Origin of the sequence: Fischerella sp., assembly GCF_013388695.1 — a bacterium.
GTDB lineage: Bacteria > Cyanobacteriota > Cyanobacteriia > Cyanobacteriales > Nostocaceae > PCC9605.
In genome coordinates this window covers 1-18,873 of sequence record NZ_JACAEU010000134.1, presented here as the reverse complement: position 1 = coordinate 18,873, position 18,873 = coordinate 1, and the positions used below count along the sequence as shown (strand labels likewise).

The 18,873-nt window shown below is 42.5% G+C and carries 22 protein-coding genes; 9 read left to right on the top strand and 13 right to left on the bottom strand.

Translation table 11 applies throughout. The features are described 5' to 3' along the window. Positions 1-202: hypothetical protein (locus HXY43_RS17955; protein ID WP_290885524.1), on the top strand; the 202-nt coding region annotated here is incomplete at its 5' end. 14 nt (positions 203-216) lie between these two features. Here HXY43_RS17955 and HXY43_RS17950 read toward each other — a convergent pair. Next, complete coding sequence (locus HXY43_RS17950; protein ID WP_290885521.1) at positions 217-1,833, bottom strand: serine/threonine-protein kinase; 1,617 nt, start codon at positions 1,831-1,833, stop codon at positions 217-219. A gap of 318 nt (positions 1,834-2,151) precedes the next feature. On the opposite strand from HXY43_RS17950, the gene HXY43_RS17945 reads away from it, so the two are divergent. Further along, a complete protein-coding gene (locus HXY43_RS17945) occupies positions 2,152-2,313 on the top strand; it encodes a metallothionein (protein ID WP_072032432.1) in 162 nt (53 codons plus the stop codon). Positions 2,314-2,403: 90 nt separating this feature from the next. On the opposite strand, the gene hemL is transcribed toward HXY43_RS17945, so the two are convergent. After that, positions 2,404-3,702 carry a glutamate-1-semialdehyde 2,1-aminomutase gene (hemL, locus tag HXY43_RS17940; RefSeq protein ID WP_290885518.1) on the bottom strand — a complete coding sequence of 433 codons (1,299 nt, stop codon included), beginning with the start codon at positions 3,700-3,702 and terminating at the stop codon, positions 2,404-2,406. Positions 3,703-3,809: 107 nt separating this feature from the next. Between hemL and HXY43_RS17935 the strand changes: the two genes are divergently transcribed. The 3 genes from HXY43_RS17935 to HXY43_RS17925 all read left to right on the top strand — a co-directional run bounded on the left by HXY43_RS17935 (position 3,810) and on the right by HXY43_RS17925 (position 5,630). Beyond that, on the top strand, positions 3,810-3,998 hold the full coding sequence (locus HXY43_RS17935; RefSeq protein WP_026735790.1) for a ChaB family protein: 189 nt from the start codon (positions 3,810-3,812) through the stop codon (positions 3,996-3,998). A gap of 101 nt (positions 3,999-4,099) precedes the next feature. After that, on the top strand, positions 4,100-4,750 hold the full coding sequence (gene hisIE, locus HXY43_RS17930; protein ID WP_290885515.1) for a bifunctional phosphoribosyl-AMP cyclohydrolase/phosphoribosyl-ATP diphosphatase HisIE: 651 nt from the start codon (positions 4,100-4,102) through the stop codon (positions 4,748-4,750). 43 nt (positions 4,751-4,793) lie between these two features. Further along, a complete protein-coding gene (locus tag HXY43_RS17925) occupies positions 4,794-5,630 on the top strand; it encodes an MOSC N-terminal beta barrel domain-containing protein (protein WP_290885512.1) in 837 nt (278 codons plus the stop codon). On the opposite strand, the gene HXY43_RS17920 is transcribed toward HXY43_RS17925, so the two are convergent. Then, on the bottom strand, positions 5,581-6,816 hold the full coding sequence (locus HXY43_RS17920; protein ID WP_290885509.1) for an MFS transporter: 1,236 nt from the start codon (positions 6,814-6,816) through the stop codon (positions 5,581-5,583). The two genes, HXY43_RS17925 and HXY43_RS17920, sit on opposite strands and share 50 nt — an antisense overlap. Before the next feature lie 101 nt (positions 6,817-6,917). Beyond that, the gene (locus tag HXY43_RS17915; RefSeq protein WP_290885506.1) at positions 6,918-7,298 is read right to left on the bottom strand and encodes a hypothetical protein; all 381 of its coding nucleotides are present in this window, start codon (positions 7,296-7,298) and stop codon (positions 6,918-6,920) included. Positions 7,299-7,337: 39 nt separating this feature from the next. Between HXY43_RS17915 and HXY43_RS17910 the strand changes: the two genes are divergently transcribed. After that, positions 7,338-7,535, top strand: coding sequence for a DUF2811 domain-containing protein (locus HXY43_RS17910; protein ID WP_026735793.1), 198 nt, complete (start codon positions 7,338-7,340; stop codon positions 7,533-7,535). Positions 7,536-8,138: 603 nt separating this feature from the next. Here the strand turns inward: HXY43_RS17910 and HXY43_RS17905 are convergent. Next, positions 8,139-8,858, bottom strand: a complete 720-nt coding sequence (locus HXY43_RS17905; protein ID WP_290885502.1) for a response regulator transcription factor — start codon at positions 8,856-8,858, stop codon at positions 8,139-8,141. A 688-nt stretch (positions 8,859-9,546) separates the two neighbouring features. Here HXY43_RS17905 and HXY43_RS17900 point away from each other — a divergent pair. Then, complete coding sequence (locus HXY43_RS17900; protein ID WP_290885499.1) at positions 9,547-10,176, top strand: CPP1-like family protein; 630 nt, start codon at positions 9,547-9,549, stop codon at positions 10,174-10,176. Positions 10,177-10,283: 107 nt separating this feature from the next. On the opposite strand, the gene HXY43_RS17895 is transcribed toward HXY43_RS17900, so the two are convergent. From HXY43_RS17895 to panD, 3 genes are all read right to left on the bottom strand, one after another. Next, positions 10,284-10,988, bottom strand: a complete 705-nt coding sequence (locus HXY43_RS17895) for an HAD family hydrolase (RefSeq protein WP_290885496.1) — start codon at positions 10,986-10,988, stop codon at positions 10,284-10,286. Positions 10,989-11,412: 424 nt separating this feature from the next. Continuing rightward, the gene (locus HXY43_RS17890; protein WP_290885493.1) at positions 11,413-12,309 is read right to left on the bottom strand and encodes an MBL fold metallo-hydrolase; all 897 of its coding nucleotides are present in this window, start codon (positions 12,307-12,309) and stop codon (positions 11,413-11,415) included. A gap of 11 nt (positions 12,310-12,320) precedes the next feature. Further along, positions 12,321-12,704, bottom strand: a complete 384-nt coding sequence (gene panD / locus HXY43_RS17885; protein WP_290885490.1) for an aspartate 1-decarboxylase — start codon at positions 12,702-12,704, stop codon at positions 12,321-12,323. Between the two features lie 48 nt (positions 12,705-12,752). Between panD and HXY43_RS17880 the strand changes: the two genes are divergently transcribed. Then, a complete protein-coding gene (locus tag HXY43_RS17880; protein WP_290885487.1) occupies positions 12,753-13,061 on the top strand; it encodes a hypothetical protein in 309 nt (102 codons plus the stop codon). A 60-nt stretch (positions 13,062-13,121) separates the two neighbouring features. On the opposite strand, the gene HXY43_RS17875 is transcribed toward HXY43_RS17880, so the two are convergent. From HXY43_RS17875 to HXY43_RS17860, 4 genes are all read right to left on the bottom strand, one after another. Then, a complete protein-coding gene (locus HXY43_RS17875; RefSeq protein WP_290885485.1) occupies positions 13,122-13,634 on the bottom strand; it encodes an inorganic diphosphatase in 513 nt (170 codons plus the stop codon). Positions 13,635-14,126: 492 nt separating this feature from the next. Beyond that, entirely contained in the window at positions 14,127-14,309 is a 183-nt protein-coding gene (locus HXY43_RS17870) for a hypothetical protein (protein WP_290885482.1), read from the bottom strand. A 947-nt stretch (positions 14,310-15,256) separates the two neighbouring features. Next, a complete protein-coding gene (locus tag HXY43_RS17865; protein WP_290885479.1) occupies positions 15,257-16,228 on the bottom strand; it encodes a DUF362 domain-containing protein in 972 nt (323 codons plus the stop codon). 104 nt (positions 16,229-16,332) lie between these two features. Further along, a complete protein-coding gene (locus tag HXY43_RS17860; protein ID WP_290885476.1) occupies positions 16,333-17,748 on the bottom strand; it encodes an aspartate ammonia-lyase in 1,416 nt (471 codons plus the stop codon). Between the two features lie 64 nt (positions 17,749-17,812). On the opposite strand from HXY43_RS17860, the gene pgsA reads away from it, so the two are divergent. Continuing rightward, the gene (pgsA, locus tag HXY43_RS17855) at positions 17,813-18,388 is read left to right on the top strand and encodes a CDP-diacylglycerol--glycerol-3-phosphate 3-phosphatidyltransferase (RefSeq protein ID WP_026735804.1); all 576 of its coding nucleotides are present in this window, start codon (positions 17,813-17,815) and stop codon (positions 18,386-18,388) included. Between the two features lie 19 nt (positions 18,389-18,407). Here the strand turns inward: pgsA and HXY43_RS17850 are convergent, their stop codons facing one another. After that, positions 18,408-18,533: a hypothetical protein gene (locus tag HXY43_RS17850; RefSeq protein WP_269321080.1), complete on the bottom strand. Its 126-nt coding sequence runs from the start codon at positions 18,531-18,533 to the stop codon at positions 18,408-18,410. Between the last annotated feature and the right edge of the window lie 340 nt (positions 18,534-18,873).

The window sequence follows — 18,873 nt, the reverse complement described above, 5'->3', positions numbered from 1 at the left end:
GTTGCAGTCAAAGATAGTACTTCCCTCACCCCGCCTGTCGGCACCCCTCTCCCAATTTGGAACAGGGGAAGGGGAGAGGGCACGAATTGCTATTGCTATGTCTGAACGCAACTTGGTATCAGGGATTAACTCAGCTATTGCTAGAAGAGTCGCTTCACCATCAGTAGATAAGGGTTGTTTGCCCAAATTGAATGGAGATTAAAACCGTATTTGATATCACAACAAGCCTCGTTTGCCATTTGGACGTATCGTCATCCAATTTGTCTTGGCTAGTGCTAGTTGTTCCTCAGAAATCTTTGCACCAGTTAGATTAGCACCACACAAATTAGCTCCTCGAAGATTGGCATTTTGGAGATAAGCATAGCTGAGGTCTGCACCTCGCAGGTCTGCTGCTTCTAAATCAGCATTATTTAGGTAAGCTTTGCTTAAGTTAGCTTCTCTGAGATTAGCTCGGTTAAGACTAGCTCGCCCAAAATCGCTGTTGTGGAGATTAGCCCCTTGCAGGTTAACTCTTTCCAGTTGAGAAGAATGAAAATTAGTCCCTGATAAATTAGCACCTTGTAAGTTAAGGAGATTCAGTTTGTGTAGGGCAAAATCCCGTCTCCCCTTTAGATAAGCTGCGATCAAATTTGGGCTATCTAGCTGGCGCATCACTGGAGACTTTTGACCTTGAGAACCACTACAATTACTAGCCAAAGTTGTTGATTTTGCCGTCAGAACCTTTTGTCGTGTCCCCCCTGCATGGGTGATACCAGCGCCTTCTGCTATTTTGGCTCGTCTTGCCCGAATTGCTGCTGCTACCTGCGCCACACTTAAACCGGAGACACCAGAAGGATTGCTGCTATAAATACCAGAATCTTCCAAGCGGTGAGTAGTTCGCTCTTTCACACCACCATTAGGTTGAGAAATCAAACTTTTCGACAAGCTGTCTAAATATGGCTCCAATTCCAACGCTCTCAGCACTTCTTCTGCTGTTTGGTAACGATTTCGCACTGAGACATCCAGCATTTTCCTCAGTACGTCTACTAGGTGATTGCTTACTTGCACATGATGTTCCCACATTATCTCACCCGTTGTGGGATTATATGCCAAATCTTTGGGAGATTTGCCAGTTAGCAAATAAATGCATGTTATCCCCAAAGCATAGATATCGCTAGCGTAGACTGGACGCATTGCCATTTGCTCTGGAGGTGCAAAACCAGGAGTGCCAATTGCATATGCAGTTAATGCTGTGTGTTCTGAATGATTCACACTTGCTTGGCTGACTTGATTTGTGACAGCCCCAAAGTCTATGAGAACTAATCTACTATCTTGAGCGCGACGAATGATGTTGGCGGGTTTGATGTCGCGATGTATAACTTTATATTCGTGTATATATTCCAGCAATGGCAGGAGTTCGCTCAAAAATTGTTTAACTCCTACTTCACTGAAGACTCCTGTACGTTTGACTTCTTGTTGTAAAGTGGAGCCACTGATGTATTCCTGAACCAAGTAGAATTGTTCGCGCTCTTCAAAATAGTCTAGCAATCGCGGCACTTGCGGATGATTGCCAATCTTGCCCAAAGTAATAGCTTCTCTTTCAAACAATTCACGCGCCATTTGTATAATGTGGGGCGCAGTTCCTGACGGACGTAGTTGCTTGATCACGCAACTCGGTTCACCTGGTAAGGCTTGATCGTTGGCTAAAAAGGTTGCTCCAAAACCACCTTGACCTAAAGCTTTTACTACCCGATAGCGATCGCGCAACAGTAGTTGCGAGCCACAAGACTGACACCTCTCGCCATACGGCAAATTTTCTGGATTGGGACAGTTAGGATTCAAACAGTAGCTCATGCACTGTCAACTCGCTGCACGAAGAATTACGGGGAGTATTACACCCTGATCTCAATTATTTAGATCAAAAGCTACTTTTGCCAGGGAATTTTTGCTGGAAATCCTTTGAAGAGTTACTAAAGATAGGCTAAGCAAACGTAAAGCAATAGTATACTCACGTAATTTTACACTGAGGATTTACCCAAGCTTTTCTGAGCTATTTTTGCACACTGGTATTTAGACTGGTTGTTTAATAACTTTAACTTTTATTAATTTAATAATTGAATAAATATTCATATATAATAATATTGATGGGTGAAAGAACAAAAGGAGAAAGCTATGACAACCGTAAGCCAAATGAAATGTGCCTGTGACTCTTGCTTGTGTATCGTTTCAATTGGAGATGCAATTCAAAAAGACGGTAAATATTATTGTTCTGAAGCCTGTGCGGATGGTCATAAAACAACAAAAGGTTGTGGTCACAGTGGTTGTGGCTGTTAAGCAGGCTTATACCTATATACATAAAATTGCAACCCCACCCAGTAGGGGCGGGGTTGCATATTTTTTCACGTATTAATGGTGTCCCATTTGTTACAGTTGAGACATTACATCCCTTGCTGCTTCTAGTGTCTGGTCAATATCTTCCTCAGTGTGAGCGAAAGAAGTAAATCCAACTTCAAACTGGGATGGAGCCAAGTAAATACCACGCTCTAACATACCGCGATGGAAACGAGCAAACTTCGCCAAATCTGATTTTTTGGCGTCTTCGTAGTTATGTACGGGACCGGCGGTGAAAAACAGACCAAACATAGCACTGATGGAACCACCGCAAGCAGCGTGATCAGTTTCTTGGGCAATTTGCAACAAACCATTTGCTAGCTTCTTGGTAATCCGGTCTAGGTATTCGTAAGTACCGGGTTTTTGCAGTAACTCCAGTGTTTTGATACCTGCGGTCATTGCCAAGGGATTACCAGAAAGAGTTCCCGCTTGATACATCGGGCCAGCGGGGGCAACCATTGACATGATATCTCGACGGCCACCATAAGCTCCCACGGGCAAACCGCCACCGATTACCTTACCTAATGTTGTTAAATCAGGGGTGATACCAAACTTCTCTTGAACACCACCGTAAGCAATGCGGAAGCCTGTCATTACCTCGTCAAATACTAATAAAGCACCATGTTCGTGGGTAAGTTCCCGTAAGCCTTCTAAGAAACCAGCATCGGGAGGAATAAACCCAGCATTACCCACAATGGGTTCCAAAATGACTCCAGCGATTTGGTCAGGGTTTTCTTCAAACAGAGCTTTAACAGCTTCCAAATCATTGAAAGGTGCAGTCAGGGTATTGCTTGTTACTGATTTAGGAACACCAGGAGAATCGGGCAAGCCAAGGGTAGCAACGCCAGAACCAGCCTTCACCAAGAACATATCGGCGTGACCGTGATAGCAACCCTCAAACTTGATCGCTTTTTCACGTCCAGTAAAAGCCCGCATCAAGCGCAATACTGCCATACAGGCTTCAGTACCAGAATTGACAAATCTTACCATCTCAATGCTGGGAACAGCATCGATAACCATTTCTGCCAAGACATTTTCCAATACGCAAGGCGCACCAAAACTGGTACCTTTTTCCAAGGCTTCATGCAGCGCTGCAATTACTTCGGGATGGGCATGACCGCAAATGGCTGGCCCCCAAGTGCCTACATAGTCTATGTATTGGTTGCCATCTACATCCCAAATGTATGCACCTTTAACGTGGTCGAAAACAATCGGTTGTCCACCCACAGATTTAAAGGCGCGAACCGGGGAACTTACCCCTCCTGGCATCAGATTTTGAGCAGCGGCGAAGATTTCTTGTGAGTTTGTTGTTTTAATCGTTGTATTTACCAAGGTTCTCTCCTAACAGTGGGAAATCATAAAGTTCTATCTGGGGATAGGGGTTAAGTCTTCTCAGAACTTCTATCGTATAAAATTACCTGAACCAAGAAAATAACAATATGTTATACAAGTCCAATCAAGACTTGCCTGTAGAGATTCGCACTCGCTTATCCGAGGCATACCAAGATGTTTACCGGGCAGCTTATAACTCGGCTATTCATTGGTATGGTGAAACTGCAAAGGCTCACCAAGTCGCTTTAAGTGCTGTTAAAATGCAGTCCGTTATGCATAGGAGCTTTGTTATTTAAGACTGGATTAGAAAATATTTTCAAAATAAATTGCCAGTTGCCCTCTTTAGAATGGTATCGTGAACCCATGAATCATTCTCGCTCTTTTTCAAGCAGCTGGTATGTTTTTTTCAGCGACTAATTCTCAACACCAAGCTATTCCTGTCGATCAAATTCGCTACGACGATCGCGGTCTTGTCCCGGCAATTGTCCAAGACTATCTGGATGGCACTATTTTAATGATGGCGTGGATGAATCGGGATTCACTCCAAAAGACTTTGGAAACAGGCGAAACTTGGTTTTGGAGTCGTTCTCGTCAGGAGTTATGGCACAAAGGAGCAACTTCGGGTCATATTCAGAAAGTGCAGAGTCTTCGTTACGACTGTGATAGTGATGCGCTACTGATTGGAGTTGAACAGGTGGGAGATATTGCCTGCCATACTGGGGAGCGCAGTTGTTTTCATCAGGTAGATGGAAAAATTACTCCTCCACCAGGTGATACGTTATCGCAACTATTTCAGCTAATCTGCGATCGCCGCGACCATCCCACTGAAAGTTCATATACGTGTAAGTTGTTCGCAGGCGGTGATAACAAAATTTTGAAAAAAATTGGTGAAGAAACCGCAGAGGTCGTGATGGCGTTTAAGGATGATGATGCCGATGCGATCGCCTCAGAGGTTGCAGATTTGCTATATCATACTCTTGTTGCTCTTGCTCACCATCAAGTTGATTTGAAATCGGTGTATCGCAAATTGCAAGAGCGTCGTAAGTAGAAACAAGCGCAAATACGCTCTGAAAATAGCGCTAGAAAAGATTATGCCTTTCCTGAGCAAGATTCTCATCTTCCCAATCAAATCGCTAGATGGTGTTGAAGTTACTCAGGCTAGCCTGCTGGAGGGAGGGGCGATCGCTTATGACCGCGAATTTGCCATTGTAAACGAGCAGGGGAAGTTTGTCAACGGGAAGCGCACAGAGAAAGTTCATGCACTACGTTCTTCCTTTGACTTGGCAGCTAGGACAGTAACGCTGGGGGTTCACAATCAAAGTCAGTTTCAGACGTTTCATCTGGATCGCGAACGCAATGCGCTAGCCTCTTGGCTTAGCGACTACTTTGGTTACACTGTCACCCTCCAGCAAAACCTTTACATGGGCTTCCCTGACGATACTGAGGCTTCTGGGCCGACTGTTATTAGTAGTGCCACTCTAGAAACCATTACCTCCTGGTTTCCGGGACTCAGCTTGGAGGAAATTCGCCATCGGGTTCGTGCCAATCTGGAAATTGATGGAGTTCCACCATTTTGGGAAGACCAGTTGTTTGGAAAACTCGGTCAGTATGTTCCTTTTCAGATTGGTGATGTTGCATTCCTCGGCAGTAATCCTTGCCAACGCTGCGTGGTACTGACTCGGAATCCTTGGACTGGCAAGCGCGATTCTAGTTTTCAAAAAGAGTTCACAATCAAGCGTCAGCAGACCTTACCTAATTGGGCTGAACTCTCCCACTTCAATCATTTTTTCAGGCTGACTGTCAACACAAAAGTTCCACCATCAGAGACAGGCAAGGTATTACAAATCGGAGATGAGATTAAAATTCTGCAAAGCCAAGCTATTCACTCAGCAGCAACCGATGAAGGTAATACAAAATTGCCAGGGTGATGATAACACTTAAAGCTAACCACAGCCAGAAGTAATCTATTAATGATTGCGGTTGATCTAATGCCCAACCTCCCAGAGGAGGCCCGATAAAATAGCCAACAGCCCAACACAGAGAGTTGATTGAGAAATAAACACCGCGTTGAGATGGGGGCGCTAGATCGGTAACTAAGGAAGCAGCGGAGGGGGTGTAAGAGACAATTGCAACGGCAAATACTCCTAAAGCCAAAGCCGCCCAGTACAGTTGTCCAGAATGAGAAATACCTGTAATCCAAATCAGGCAAAATCCCCCTGCCCATAGCAAGGCGGAAACTGCCAGTGCTTGAGAATGAGAGAAGCGTTTGAGGATACGGGCAACAGGTAGCTGTGCGAGAATGGCAACTGCTAGATGCCAAGCGAATAAAACACTTATTGTACTGTCTGCAATTCTTTTGATTGAGTCAACCAGCACGAAGTTTTTGAAGTAGACGGGGAGGGTACTGTGTAGCTGGGAAATGTAGGTGGTGAAGATAATGTTGACTGCGACGTACACTAAAAGACGGCGATCGCGTAATGCTACCATCCAAGCGGCGAAGTGTGAGGTCTCTTGTTGTCGTGTTTGCTGTCGTTGATGAGTTTCTGCGATCGCTACATAAACTACCACAAAAAACACAATAAACGAAATGGCATCGATAATAAATAGCGTGCGGTAACTCCCCGTTGCAGTTACTAAAACGCCGCCTAAAACAATTCCCATTCCCAATCCCAGATTGTCTGCCAGCCTGGTGATAGCAAAGGCTTCACGACGATTTTCAGTTAGCGTCACGTCGGCAACAACAGCTTCAGTGGCAGGCCAATATAAACCAATACCCAAGCCACCGATTAAGTTACCAATGACAAGCGTGACAAAATTTTGGGTTCCAGCTAAAACTAGAGAACCGACTGCTGAGATCGCTGCTGACAGCAACAAAGTGCGGCGACGTCCCATTTGGGGTGAATCAGCAAAAGAACCACCCAAAATCCGTCCTACTACCCCAGAAATGGAAGCACAACCCAAGGCAAAGCCAACCGCAGTTGCCGATAAACCAACTTGATTGACGAAAAATATGGGAGCGTAAAACAGTGTAAAGCCGGTGCCCAGTTCTGAGAGGAACCGACCTAATACTAAAATCCAGACTTGGGGATGAATTAGGGAAAACCAGGAAGACACCGAAATTTAGTTATTGGGTCTATACCTTATGGTATTGGAGATGGTAAAAACTTATCTTCCATTCCCTATTTTGTAATTCTTATCATTCTATGGAATTTTCCTCACTGATTCCACAGAGTTTCCACAGGTACTTTCCCTGTTTTCCACAGCTGCTCTACGATGTCATAGGCTCTTGCTGCGTTACTGGGGATTTTTTGTTCACAGCAGTTAGAGACTTCTGAAACTGAGTTTATATTAAGAAGAGTTACAAAAAGACTATTAAAACCCTGATAATTTCGTAAATATGTTTTTTTCATAAACTTATTTTTAACATTTCGCAGCATTGACAACCCCACCCCCTTTTGCCGCAAAATGATGCGGCTTGCCTTTATAGTCTGTCCTTGCATCTGTGTAAAAATACCTTTCGTTGTTGCCGCAGATGCTCGGATCGGGGAAGGACAAGAAATTATGTATTCCCATCCTGTAGCTCTAATTACAAGCAAGATTTTCTATTGATGGACACTGCCAAGGAGAAAAATCTCATGAACGCAACAGTTAGCATCTTTACAGAAATTCCTGAGACACTGCACGAATCTCTGAAAAACTACTTAGAAAAGCATCCTGACTGGGATGAAAACCGAGTCTTAACGGCGGCACTGTCGTTGTTTTTGCTCCAAAATGGAGATAGCGATCGCCGTGCTGCTCGTGTGTACTTAGAAACTTTGTTCCACCACTGCTAAGCAAAAATGTACTGCACCGATTCCAATTCATGTCCAAAAGCCAATGTATTAAACACTTTGGTTTTAGGTGCGTCAATTAGCAGTGTTATTGTGGTCGATACTCCAATAGGGGTACGGTATACCGTACCCCATAACTAGGTTTCATGCAAGAAGCAACTGATTTTAAGGGTGAGTGTGGTATAGTTGATTAATTTTTCTTGCAAAAAAAATAACTGGGGCAAATTGAACTTCTTGGAAAAATATCGTCAATTTAGCCCGGATATCGCAATCTACCTAGAAGATCAAGCCAATTACAGAGCGGCGAAAATCGCCGCTCCTGGCTTATACTTTAAGTGAGTCACTATTTTGGGTTTTGAAAAAACTATTTCCTAGTAAGGTTTCTCATTTAGGAAAGCTGAGATTCATAAATCAACTTTTAAAGATAAAGAACGGTGTGGTTTGTATTTTACAGTAATTGCAGAAATTATATTTATCAGGGAGACTGGGTGAATTTGGTTAGAAGTTTCGTAGTGTAGTCATTAGTTCCAAGCCCACAATCTAAAAGTTATTTGGCTATTGAACTGTGGTACAGACGCGATTAATCGCGTCTCTACTGACTACTGACTACTGGACTTTTTCAGACTGCTGGGGAAGAGTAGGACATTCAAACTTATAGCCAACCCCACGTACTGTCTGAATTAATGCTGGTTGACTAGCATCGACTTCAATCTTTTTGCGAATTTGACCTATGTGTACGTCTACAACTCGCTGATCGCCGACGTATTCATAATCCCACACTTCTTGGATCAGTTCGGCTCTTCGCCAAACACGACCTGGATGACTGGCTAAAAAATGTAACAAGTCAAATTCGAGAGCAGTTAGGGGTACTGGTTCACTGTTAAGCGTTACCTCTCGCCGCACTGGATCAATCATCAACTTTTCAAATACCAGACGCTTTTGTTCTGCTGTAGTTACAACCCGCTGACGCCGCAAAATAGCTGCGACTCTGACTTCTAGTTCTCCCAAACCAAATGGCTTGGTGAGATAGTCATCAGCACCTTTAGAAAAGCCTCGAATTTTATCAGCTTCATCTGCACGGCTAGTCAACATGAGAACAAAAACGCCATTACGGCTTTGCATCTCTTGGCAGAGGTTAAACCCAATGACATCTGGTAAATTGACATCTAATATCACCAAGTCTGGGTTAAATTGCTCAAATAGAGCTAAGGCAGTCTTACCATCTTCAGCAGCCTCCACCTGATAGTTCTGCTTCATTAAAAAGCGTTGGATTAAATTGCGAACCGCAGGGTCGTCATCAACTACAAGAATCTTGGCAGGAGCCATGACCATCACTTTGTACAAAAATTTATTAGGATTAACATGCAGTGTGCGTTAAAAACGCATTTTCTACTTGGGAGAAAATAATAATCTACAAGGTTAAGGCGCAGATTCCCTGATTATTTAAATACTAGTTTAATCAGGATTTTCGACAATTAAAGCGCGAATCTTCTTATAATGCCACCCTGAACTGTTTCGAGCTAATAATTGTTAACCTCGTGTCTGGTAAGCAGATATTCTTACCTTAGCCACTAAATTAAGTAAACTAAAACACTTTCATATCATAGTTACTTAGTAATTTTAACGCTTTAATTTTAAATCTATACGTGGCTTTATGGCACAAGGCAATAGTACAGTTGACCAAATCAAACTTGGTTAAGGTACAGTCAATTGCCAAATATGAAACACAAAAGGTGTTTTTTTCATAAAAAAGCCTTGTAGGTATTTTTAGCTCAAATTCTAGAGTAAAGCTCTAAATGGTGAACGACATGAGGGGATACACGGAGTTCTAGCAATATGTTAAAGTGTCTATAGTTAAAATTACCAGATCGATTATGCTTGCCCGTGTTACTATCCAGGTAAGATATACAAATCGATCAAAACATTGGTTTCGACCGACATAAAACCTAGAATTATTTATTTTTTCTGCAAAAAAGACTGCTGCCTATTAAGGCTAAACTAACAAACTCCCACCATGAGCGAGCAAAATCCCTACGAAAAACTTGGGGTATCTGAGGAAGCTAGCTTCGATGAAATTCAGGATATTCGCAATCGCCTCTTGCAGCAATACAGTGGCGATGCTAAACGCCTAGAAATGATTGAGGCTGCTTATGACGCGATTTTGATGGATCGCTTGCGGATGCGCCAAGAAGGTAAAATCAGAGTGCCTGAACGTATTAGGTTTCCAGAACGTCTGGTACAACCACCTCCTCAAGAAACTCCCACACCTCGTGAGAAATCGCCTGCATGGCTGCAAAGAATGTTGGATAACCCAACACCAGCAGATATTGTTTTGCCTGGAGTTTGGTATTTGGGTTTGAGTGCCATCAGTGTATTTTACCAAGCTGGAGGCGATCAGATTTTGCAGATGGTGCTGGTGCTTGGTGTAGGTATTAGTATTTACTTTATCAATCGCAAGGAAGGTAAGTTTGGTCGAGCGGTTTTATTCACCCTAGTTGGTCTAATCACAGGCTTAATTGCCGGAGGAATGGTCGCTAACTGGGTAATGCCGCAAATACAACAATTTATTAGTCTGAGTGCAAATCAATTTTCGACAGTAATAACTTTTATATTGTTGTGGCTGATCAGCAGCTTTCTACGGTAATTAGGTGATGGGTAATGGGTACTAGGGACTGGGGACAGGGAAATAGGGACAGGGGAAGAACGCAAGACACAAGGCTCTTTCCCAATCACCTCTTTCCCAATCACCAATTACCTATTTCCGATTGGTTGCAGCGATCGCTCAAGGATGAAATCAACCGCTGTGCTAAAATCTTTAACAATCATATCCGGGTGGTAAAGTTTTAATTGAGCGCGATCGCGGATGCCGCTCTCTACAGCGATCGCCTTAATACCATGCTTTTTGGCAGCAGTAATATCAGCTTCTGTATCCCCCACCATCCAAGTATCTGCAGCTGGTGGCAATTCCTTTAATGCTCGTGTCATTAATAATGGTTTATCGTCAATATCACGAGTTTTGACATAGTCGTTACTTAGACAATAACAGCGATTCTCTGGAAAGAATCTGCCTAAATCATATTGTTTGAAGGCATAGTCTAGTTCCCAGACTCGGCGCATAGTCATCACTGCTAAATCAACACCAGCTCGTTGGATTTTTAACAGTGTATCCACAGCACCAACAGCAAGGCGATCGTACTGAAAGTAAGGTTCTGTATGTACTGTTTGCCGCCGTAGTTGTGCGAATTCTTGTGCTTGCACCTCATCCAAACCGGAAATCATGGCGATTTGTTTCTCAAGTACGCGCGATCGCTTCATCTGCCAAAATTCTGGCTTGGAAAGTTCTTTTACTTTTTGGTCTGGACGTCGGGTTTTTTGTAAGCAGAGTTGATAAACACGATAGTACCGTTCTGAAACATCTATAATTGGGCCGTCAAAGTCTGTGATAAGTCTTAACATTTTTTTGAAAAATAAAATTAAAATTCACTTATAGACTAGCCCAGATATAACCGTGTTTGAGTTTTAAATATTTGATGAGTGAATTTTGAATTACTAATCTGACTGCTACGCGAAGTCCAGAGTCAACAGTCAAATGTCAAAAGCTTGGACTGTTGACTCTTGGCTTTTTGACTCTTACCTCAGTCCCTATTCCCTAGGAGACTAGCGCGTTTGATTTATTCTCGTTCCAATACTGCAAGGGATAGGATTTTTCGTGGTTATTTTGGCATGTAGAGACGCGAAATTTCGTGTCTGTTCTCTACACAAGGTTCTTGGTCTTATCCGAAGTAGTATTGGTTCTCGTTCTATGGCTTTGAGTTATTTGTAGATAGTTGATAAAATGTTCGAATTTTACAACAATAATCCTCGACAGAAAAGCCATTCGCTAAACAACAACTAAAACTAATCCTTCACGAGCTATTAAGGCTTTGGGGAAAGCAGATGTAATTTCCATCTGTACCCGGTCGAGGAAATCATCATAGTCATCTGGGTGGTAGTGAGAAAGTACTAATTGTTTAACACCAGATGTGACAGCCAAATCAACAGCAGTTTGCCAGTGTGAATCACTATAGTCAGCTTTATGGAATGTTGGAGGAGTGGTGAGATTAGCAATTAGCAAATCAACACCTTCTGTTAACTGTATTATTCGTCTTCGCTCCGTTTCATCAACATCCTGATGCAAATCCGTTACGTAGGCAACACTATAGTTTTGCCAACTAACTTGATAGCCAATAGACTTTTGCGTTTGATTGATTAATGCTGTTGTAATCGTGACATCATCTAGTTTCACTGCTTTACCCGCAATCAAATTATGAAACTGCAATTCTGACTGCATTACCTGTAAAGGGTAAGGAAAGTGCGGTAGTAACATCTGATCGCACAAGCACTGCTTTATAGAAGCTCCGTTTGAAGCTGCTGTTCCATAGATGTGAAAGCTGTTTTTTGCAATAAACGCAGGAGCAAAGAATGGAAAACCTTGGATACGATTTGATTGGGAGTTAGTAAAAAATAAATGAGCTTCTAGTGGCTGTTGTATTTCTAGCCAACTTTTTCCTAGTAGGCGTAAGCCTGTGCCTCCATCAAAAACCAAATGCTTATCAGCTACCTGTATCTCTACACAGGCAGTATTACCACCATAGCAGCTAGTATTGCCACCTGGGGTGGGAATTAAACCCCGTACACCCCAGAATTTGACTACAAATTTCTCCTGTTGGTTGGGAACCTGGGTAATTTGCTGTTGATTTATGTGGTTCTGGGGAGGCGACAGCTCAAAATTTGACATCTTTTTTGCAACTAGGTCTGACTGAGCAGGTCATCATAGCACCTAACTTCCAAAATGCGGTTGTTTTCATCCACAATGACAACAGTAGGAGAGTAAGTTTTTAACTCTTCCGTACTGAACTGCCCGTAAGACATTATAATCAGGCGATCGCCAGTAATGCCTAGACGTGCCGCAGCCCCATTTAGCTCAATTGCTCCAGAATTAGCTGGAGCTGGGATCGCATAAGTAATGAAGCGCTGGCCATTGGTGATGTTCACTACTTGCACCTGCTCATAAGGTAAGATACCAGCTTTCTCCATCAAGATGCGATCAATACTAATACTGCCCACGTAGTTGATGTTAGCTGCCGTGAGAGTGCAATTGTGAATTTTTGCCAGAAGAAGCGTGCGCTGCATGGAGTTTAAGATTTTGTGGCAAGAAAGCGGTTATGAAGAAGGCAGTGGATGCAAAGCGAGGTATTCATTGGTAGACAGAAAACAGGAGGAACCCATAAATATAATTTAGGGGTTGAGAGTCAAGATGCTTTGTGCCTTGTGTTACGCATCTTGCAGACGCCCGCAGGAGCTTTTCAAAGAGTAACAATTATTACATTCTTCGACCTAATTACATTTAGGAGCTTGTATCCGAATAGCTGCCACACTAGTGCTATCTACGGGCAACTGCTGATGGCGCTGGCTCCTGTGTATCTACCTGACGTGAATGACTTCGCCATGCATACTTCTGCCCTTCGGCGAAGTCGGGTTAACCTTTAGCCTTCACCTGCGCTTGGCTGGTGGAAATTTTCAGGTAGTTTCAGAATTACTTTCCCGAACTTATTTGCTACCAGCTTTGATGCATTTTTCTACTAAGGGCTTGACTTTATCAACATCATGCCAACCGAGAATTTCCGTTACTTTTTTTTCCAGATTTTTATACGTACGGAAAAATTCAGCTATTTCTTCTAGTCGGTGTGAGGCTATGTCATTGATAGATTTGACATTAGCGTAGCGAGGATCTTTGTCAGGAACACAAAGAATTTTTTCATCGCGATCGCCACCATCTATCATTTCTAGCATACCAATTGGTCGTGCGGCAATTACACACCCTGCAAAAGTCGGCTCATCCATTATTACCATACCATCCAGCGGATCGCCATCATCAGCCAGAGTGTTGGGTACAAAGCCATAGTCGTATGGGTATTGTACAGATGAATAAAGCACGCGGTCTAAAGCAAAAGCCTGCAAGTCTTTGTCAAATTCGTATTTATTTTTACTCCCGCCTGGAATTTCAATCAGAACGTTAATTAAGCCCGGTTTGGGTTGAGCAGGAATACGGGATAAGTCCACAACAAAACTCCTGAGTTAACAGTGAAACATGGGTACTGCCTTTGTTGGTTCCCCGTGTAGAATTTTAGGGCCAATAGGGACACATCCGTTCTACGAAATCTAACTTGAAAATAGGGATTGGGGATTGGGGAAGGTGGGGCCCCCTCTGGGGATAAGGGGTAATGGGGATCGGGGATCGGGGAAGAGATTTTCAAGCTAGGCTGATCGCTGCTACCCTACGGTAAGCTTAGCAAAGCGCATCTATGAGACAACAGAAAATGTGGTGAGAAGCCTTTTGTTCTCACCACTTCTATTGTTCTGAGGGTTTATTTAGCAAGCAACCACAAAGCTAACTATCTTAAAAGTTGCTGTCAATTGAGGCAATGCAGAGAACTCTTCTGTTGCTTAGCGTCTAAATAAAATATTACCTGCCTCACTAACCTGAAAATCAGTAGTGTTCTGTTATAACTACCTTCGGTTGTAAAATAGTGCTTTTAATTCATCTGTTAATTTTCACTTATTTTTGAGGTTGTATGTGAGGGATGGCTGGTTATTCGGAACATTGGTTGAAGAGTAATTAGCAATGACAAACAGGGGTACAGTCAAAGTTAACAGACCAATCAAAGTTCCCACAATGTCTGCCAAGCGATGGGAATACGTGTCGGATGAATCGGCAGACTGAGTGTTTGAATCCATAAAAAATCAAGTTAGTTACATCAGTTGTAGACTGACTCTTTTTGAAGAGCCTAACTACTATTTTAGCTATTTTTTAACCGTAAATATTCTAGTCGTCAAGCATGGCACTCATTTTTGAAAGTATTATCCTAGTTTCTTAGGTCTGAAAAACTTGATACTAATTCACCTTCCAAGATAATCATAATAACTGTGTAACTATTTTTGCAACATTTTCTGCTGTAGCATGTAATATCTGCATTCGGCATGGCTAAATTCCTGGCATCAATAATTACATTTTTCAATTATTTTTGAGAGAAAAATGTAAGTATATATACAGTATTTAACCTTGCAAAATATTATTAATAAAGCTTAGAGACATGCATTTATTTTTTTGATACATCAGTTATATACCGAAAAAGCACTCGACGTACATCGATATTTTATTGAATTACTAAGTACTAGTACTGTAAATTTTTAGTAACTTTGATATAGTTCCCTTAATAAGAGTTTTTATCCTATAATAAATTAATAAATATAGATAAAAATCTTGCATTTGGAATTCTGACTCAGTGATTACACTCAAAAAATGTTTATGCAACTGGCAGTAATAAAATTAATAACCATAAATTTTTATTTTGTCAATCTACAAATAGATAGATGAATCAAAATTGAACTAAAGATAATTGATTATACTTGATTAAAAATAGGGACTAGGGGAGAAAGAATAGAGTCAACAGAAAGAGTAATCTGCATATTTCTAGGATATATACGGATTTTTTCAGTAGTGAATCCAAAATTACAAAAGAAAATTTTATAAACAATCAATCAACTAAAACTAAAAAAACCGCCACTAGTAGAGTAGGGCGGTCTGGTTAAGCAATCGGAGGGTATTTTCAGCTTACTCTGCTGATTTTGAAATTGTTGTAGCAGAGTATGCACTTATTGCCAACATTAGACGCTGAGTCCAGTTAACGTCTACGATAAGCGCTCATTGGTTCCTTAATAAATCGAATGTAAAGATGTTTGAACGTAGACTTAATCACGCGAGGCATACCAAAATCGATAGGAAGAAACTTGTCCGGTAACAGCCAATCATCTATTTGTAATAAGCTGGGATGCAAATGAGGATAATAGATAGCCTCTAGTTCTGGACAAACCCCCAGACGCATGGATGCAGCCACAGTGGGTACTTGTATGGCTGGCACATTGAGTATTTCTACTATTGCCCGATCTAAAGCAAATACATCTGTTGATGCCCCTAAAATACCTAGCGGACGTGGTTCACCGCCACTGGGACCATTTCCTTCATGACCGATGATGCCATCTAATATAGTCAAATTGGGGTTAATTGTCCTGGCAGTTTCTACTAACATTTCCCCAAATCTGTTTGCATCTTTGCCAACTTCCATGTGCCACCAAGCTTTCATTTTGCCAGGGACGCAACCAAACAGGTTTTTCACCCCTAAGGTAAGTACTAGTTGGACGTGAGATTTCACTTTGGGTAGATTAATCACCACATCTGCCTCCATTGCTTCTTTGGAGAGTAGCAGATGGTTAAACTCCTCACTGACAGTTTGGTAACGATGCCCGTGGAAATCGATAATTGGCAGATTGAGTTCTTCTATCATCGGCAAATAGCCATTTGCCACGGCTACTCCCCTAGCGCTGCCAAAAGCAGGACTGTCACCTAAAAATGGCTTACCACCAGCCTCAATTACCATCTGTGCTACTGCATAAACCAATTCTGGGCGGCTGGTACACTCTTTACCAGGACGGGCACCTGTCAGCAAATTGGGTTTAAGTAAAACGCGATTCCCTGGTTTAACAAACGCCGTCATTCCCCCAAATGGTTCCAGCAGCGTTTCTAAAGATTCCCGTAACGCCTCGCGTCCGTAGGAAGTAGCGCGAATTAAACTGACAGATGGTGTTTGAGTCTGCATAGTGGTTAGTGGTTAGTTAGTAGTTAGTAGTTAGTGGTTAGTGGGAAAACAACCAACAATCAACTACTATTTACCATCTAATACCTACTATCTACTAACTACATTTATTCGAGGGGTACAATTTGGCTCATTTGTTCCAGATTTAAAACTTTGGCTAATTCCGCCTCACTCATTAGCCCTTTTTCTAGTACAATCTGCCGCAGAGATTTGCCTGTTTCCAAAGATTCTTTTGCTACAGCTGCGGCATTCAAATAGCCAATGTGAGTATTTAAAGCTGTGACTAAAGCTAAACTGCCTTCCGCATATGCTAAACAACGTTCTCGGTTGGCAGTAATTCCTTGAATGCAGCGTTCGGTGAGTACGGCAATAGTATTACCAAGAATTTCGATGCTGTGAATTAAGTTATAGGCAATCAGTGGCATCATCACATTCAGTTCTAATTGTCCTGCTTGTGCTGCCAGTGCGATCGCGCTATCATAACCCATTACCTGAAAACACACCATTGATGTCATCTCTGCCATGACTGGGTTATACTTACCCGGCATAATCGAAGAACCAGGTTGCACTGGTGGTAGCTGAATTTCTTTTAAACCAGTTTTTGGCCCGGAGTCCATCAATCGCAAATCGTGGGAGATTTTGACCAGATCTTGGGCTAAGTTACGCAAAGCACCAGAAACATTGACAAACGGTGCCATACTCTGCATGGCTGCCATCAGGTGGGGTGCAGGTTGTAAAGGAGTATTAATTAGTTCTGAAAGAGTTTCTACCACACGGGCGCGATATTGGGGATGGGTATTTAACCCTGTACCCGCTGCACTACCACCCAAACCCAGCACCATCAAATCCCCACTAGCTGCGTAAATCCGATTTTGGTGTTCTGTGAGGATTTGCGCCCAAGCACGAAAATTCTCACCCAAGCGCACAGGTACGGCGTCTTGCATGTGGGTTCTACCAGAACGAACGATATCTTGGAATTCCGAGGCTTTTGCCTCTAATGCCGCGATCGCCGTCTCCAAAGCTGGGTGCAGTGTTCTGGACAACGCCAATAAACCACCAATACGAATTGCTGTTGGAATCACATCATTGGTAGACTGCCCGTAGTTAACGTGATCATTGGGACTGACACGCTTGTAGTTACCTTTATCATCGCCGAGAATTTCTAACGCCCGATTTGCTAGAACCTCGTTAATATTCATGTGATGAGAAGTGCCAGCACCAGCTTGATATACATCTACCACGAACTGATCGCGGAACTTGCCAGCTAGCACTTCATCCGCAGCTTGAATTATTGCCTGACTGATATCTTGGGGAATACAACCTAGTTCGCCGTTGACTATAGCCGTAGCTTTTTTAATCAAAACGCAAGCATCTACGTACGTAGGTAAAGGCTTAATACCACTGATGGGGAAGTTTTCTGTGGCACGTAGTGTTTGTATACCGTAGTAAACACTACTAGGGATTTGGCGATCGCCCATCGAATCGCGTTCTATTCTGGATTGGGAATTAGTTTGTTGAGTCATAGCAATTTTAGATTAACAATTGGTAATTGGTAATTGTTTTTCCCATTACCTAATTTAAAATCGCATGACTTTACCTAATTGGATTACCTTCTCCCGCCTTTTGGGGTTGCCATTTCTGCTTTACGGTTTACATAACCCCACGCCAACAGCTAGGTGGGTGTGCTTAGCAATTTTTTTAGTTGCAGCTGGTACTGACTGGTTAGATGGTTATTTAGCGCGGAAACTCAATCAAATTAGTGACTTGGGTAAATTTCTCGACCCTTTAGTGGATAAATTGCTAGTACTCGCCCCATTACTAGCTTTTATTGAACTCGGACAAATTCCGGCTTGGGGAGTATTTCTGATATTGGCGCGGGAATTAGCGATCGCAGGTTGGCGTGTCAATCAAACAAAAATTACTGGTGCAAATATTTGGGGCAAACTCAAAACTGTTAGCCAAATAATTGCGATCGCCCTTTTAATTGCACCCTTACCGGAAATCTGGAAAATTCCTTCCCTTATCGCTTTCTGGATTTCTGTCGCCCTGACGTTGATTTCTGGAGCAATTTATCTTTTACCGCAAACAAGCAGTATAAGTACCCCAAATGAAACAGATTCAAAGTCAAGCGAACGTAGAATAATTGGTGGAGGTAATGCTTGATGAGAGGTTGCGTGATTTGTCAAATAGAGCCAATTAGGTGGCGCAGATGGGCGGCGTAGTGATAGCAGTCAGCCGCAGTGCGACACACACGTTCACCATCGAACTGCCACCGGAACCACATCAACCTCTTGATCGGGTCTGACACGAATTGCAAAGGGAACTCTTAAATACGCTTAAAAACGTGGGAATAAGGACGCTTGGTTTTTCGGCTCGTGTGCCTCTCAAAACAATTCTTTGTTCAAAGTGGGCTTTAAACCCACAACGCGCATTTTTTTCCTGTTAAGAGTTCCCCCTTTTTCCCTTTTGTAATATCCTTTTTATCGTTTCAATCAGAATCCAAAACCTGTATCTAATAACTGCTGTACTTGCAGGGTAAGCTCATCTAATTTAGTATAAAAATAGCTTGACAAATTAAACAAGACAAGAATAATCAGCGGTGTAAAAAACGTACTTGACATCAGAGCAAGATAAGTGAGATGACTTCC

Excerpts from the sequence above, each read along its gene's own strand:
- HXY43_RS17890 (WP_290885493.1), bottom strand. The coding sequence starts at position 12,309 with ATGTCAAATTTTGAGCTGTCGCCTCCCCAGAACCACATAAATCAACAG.
- HXY43_RS17910 (WP_026735793.1), top strand. The coding sequence starts at position 7,338 with ATGAACGCAACAGTTAGCATCTTTACAGAAATTCCTGAGACACTGCAC.
- HXY43_RS17900 (WP_290885499.1), top strand. The coding sequence starts at position 9,547 with ATGAGCGAGCAAAATCCCTACGAAAAACTTGGGGTATCTGAGGAAGCT.
- HXY43_RS17880 (WP_290885487.1), top strand. The coding sequence starts at position 12,753 with ATGCAAAGCGAGGTATTCATTGGTAGACAGAAAACAGGAGGAACCCAT.
- HXY43_RS17905 (WP_290885502.1), bottom strand. The coding sequence starts at position 8,858 with ATGGCTCCTGCCAAGATTCTTGTAGTTGATGACGACCCTGCGGTTCGC.
- HXY43_RS17925 (WP_290885512.1), top strand. The coding sequence starts at position 4,794 with ATGCCTTTCCTGAGCAAGATTCTCATCTTCCCAATCAAATCGCTAGAT.
- HXY43_RS17860 (WP_290885476.1), bottom strand. The coding sequence starts at position 17,748 with ATGACTCAACAAACTAATTCCCAATCCAGAATAGAACGCGATTCGATG.
- panD (WP_290885490.1), bottom strand. The coding sequence starts at position 12,704 with ATGCAGCGCACGCTTCTTCTGGCAAAAATTCACAATTGCACTCTCACG.
- HXY43_RS17870 (WP_290885482.1), bottom strand. The coding sequence starts at position 14,309 with ATGGATTCAAACACTCAGTCTGCCGATTCATCCGACACGTATTCCCAT.
- hisIE (WP_290885515.1), top strand. The coding sequence starts at position 4,100 with ATGTTTTTTTCAGCGACTAATTCTCAACACCAAGCTATTCCTGTCGAT.
- HXY43_RS17945 (WP_072032432.1), top strand. The coding sequence starts at position 2,152 with ATGACAACCGTAAGCCAAATGAAATGTGCCTGTGACTCTTGCTTGTGT.
- HXY43_RS17950 (WP_290885521.1), bottom strand. The coding sequence starts at position 1,833 with ATGAGCTACTGTTTGAATCCTAACTGTCCCAATCCAGAAAATTTGCCG.
- pgsA (WP_026735804.1), top strand. The coding sequence starts at position 17,813 with ATGACTTTACCTAATTGGATTACCTTCTCCCGCCTTTTGGGGTTGCCA.
- HXY43_RS17895 (WP_290885496.1), bottom strand. The coding sequence starts at position 10,988 with ATGTTAAGACTTATCACAGACTTTGACGGCCCAATTATAGATGTTTCA.
- HXY43_RS17935 (WP_026735790.1), top strand. The coding sequence starts at position 3,810 with ATGTTATACAAGTCCAATCAAGACTTGCCTGTAGAGATTCGCACTCGC.
- HXY43_RS17865 (WP_290885479.1), bottom strand. The coding sequence starts at position 16,228 with ATGCAGACTCAAACACCATCTGTCAGTTTAATTCGCGCTACTTCCTAC.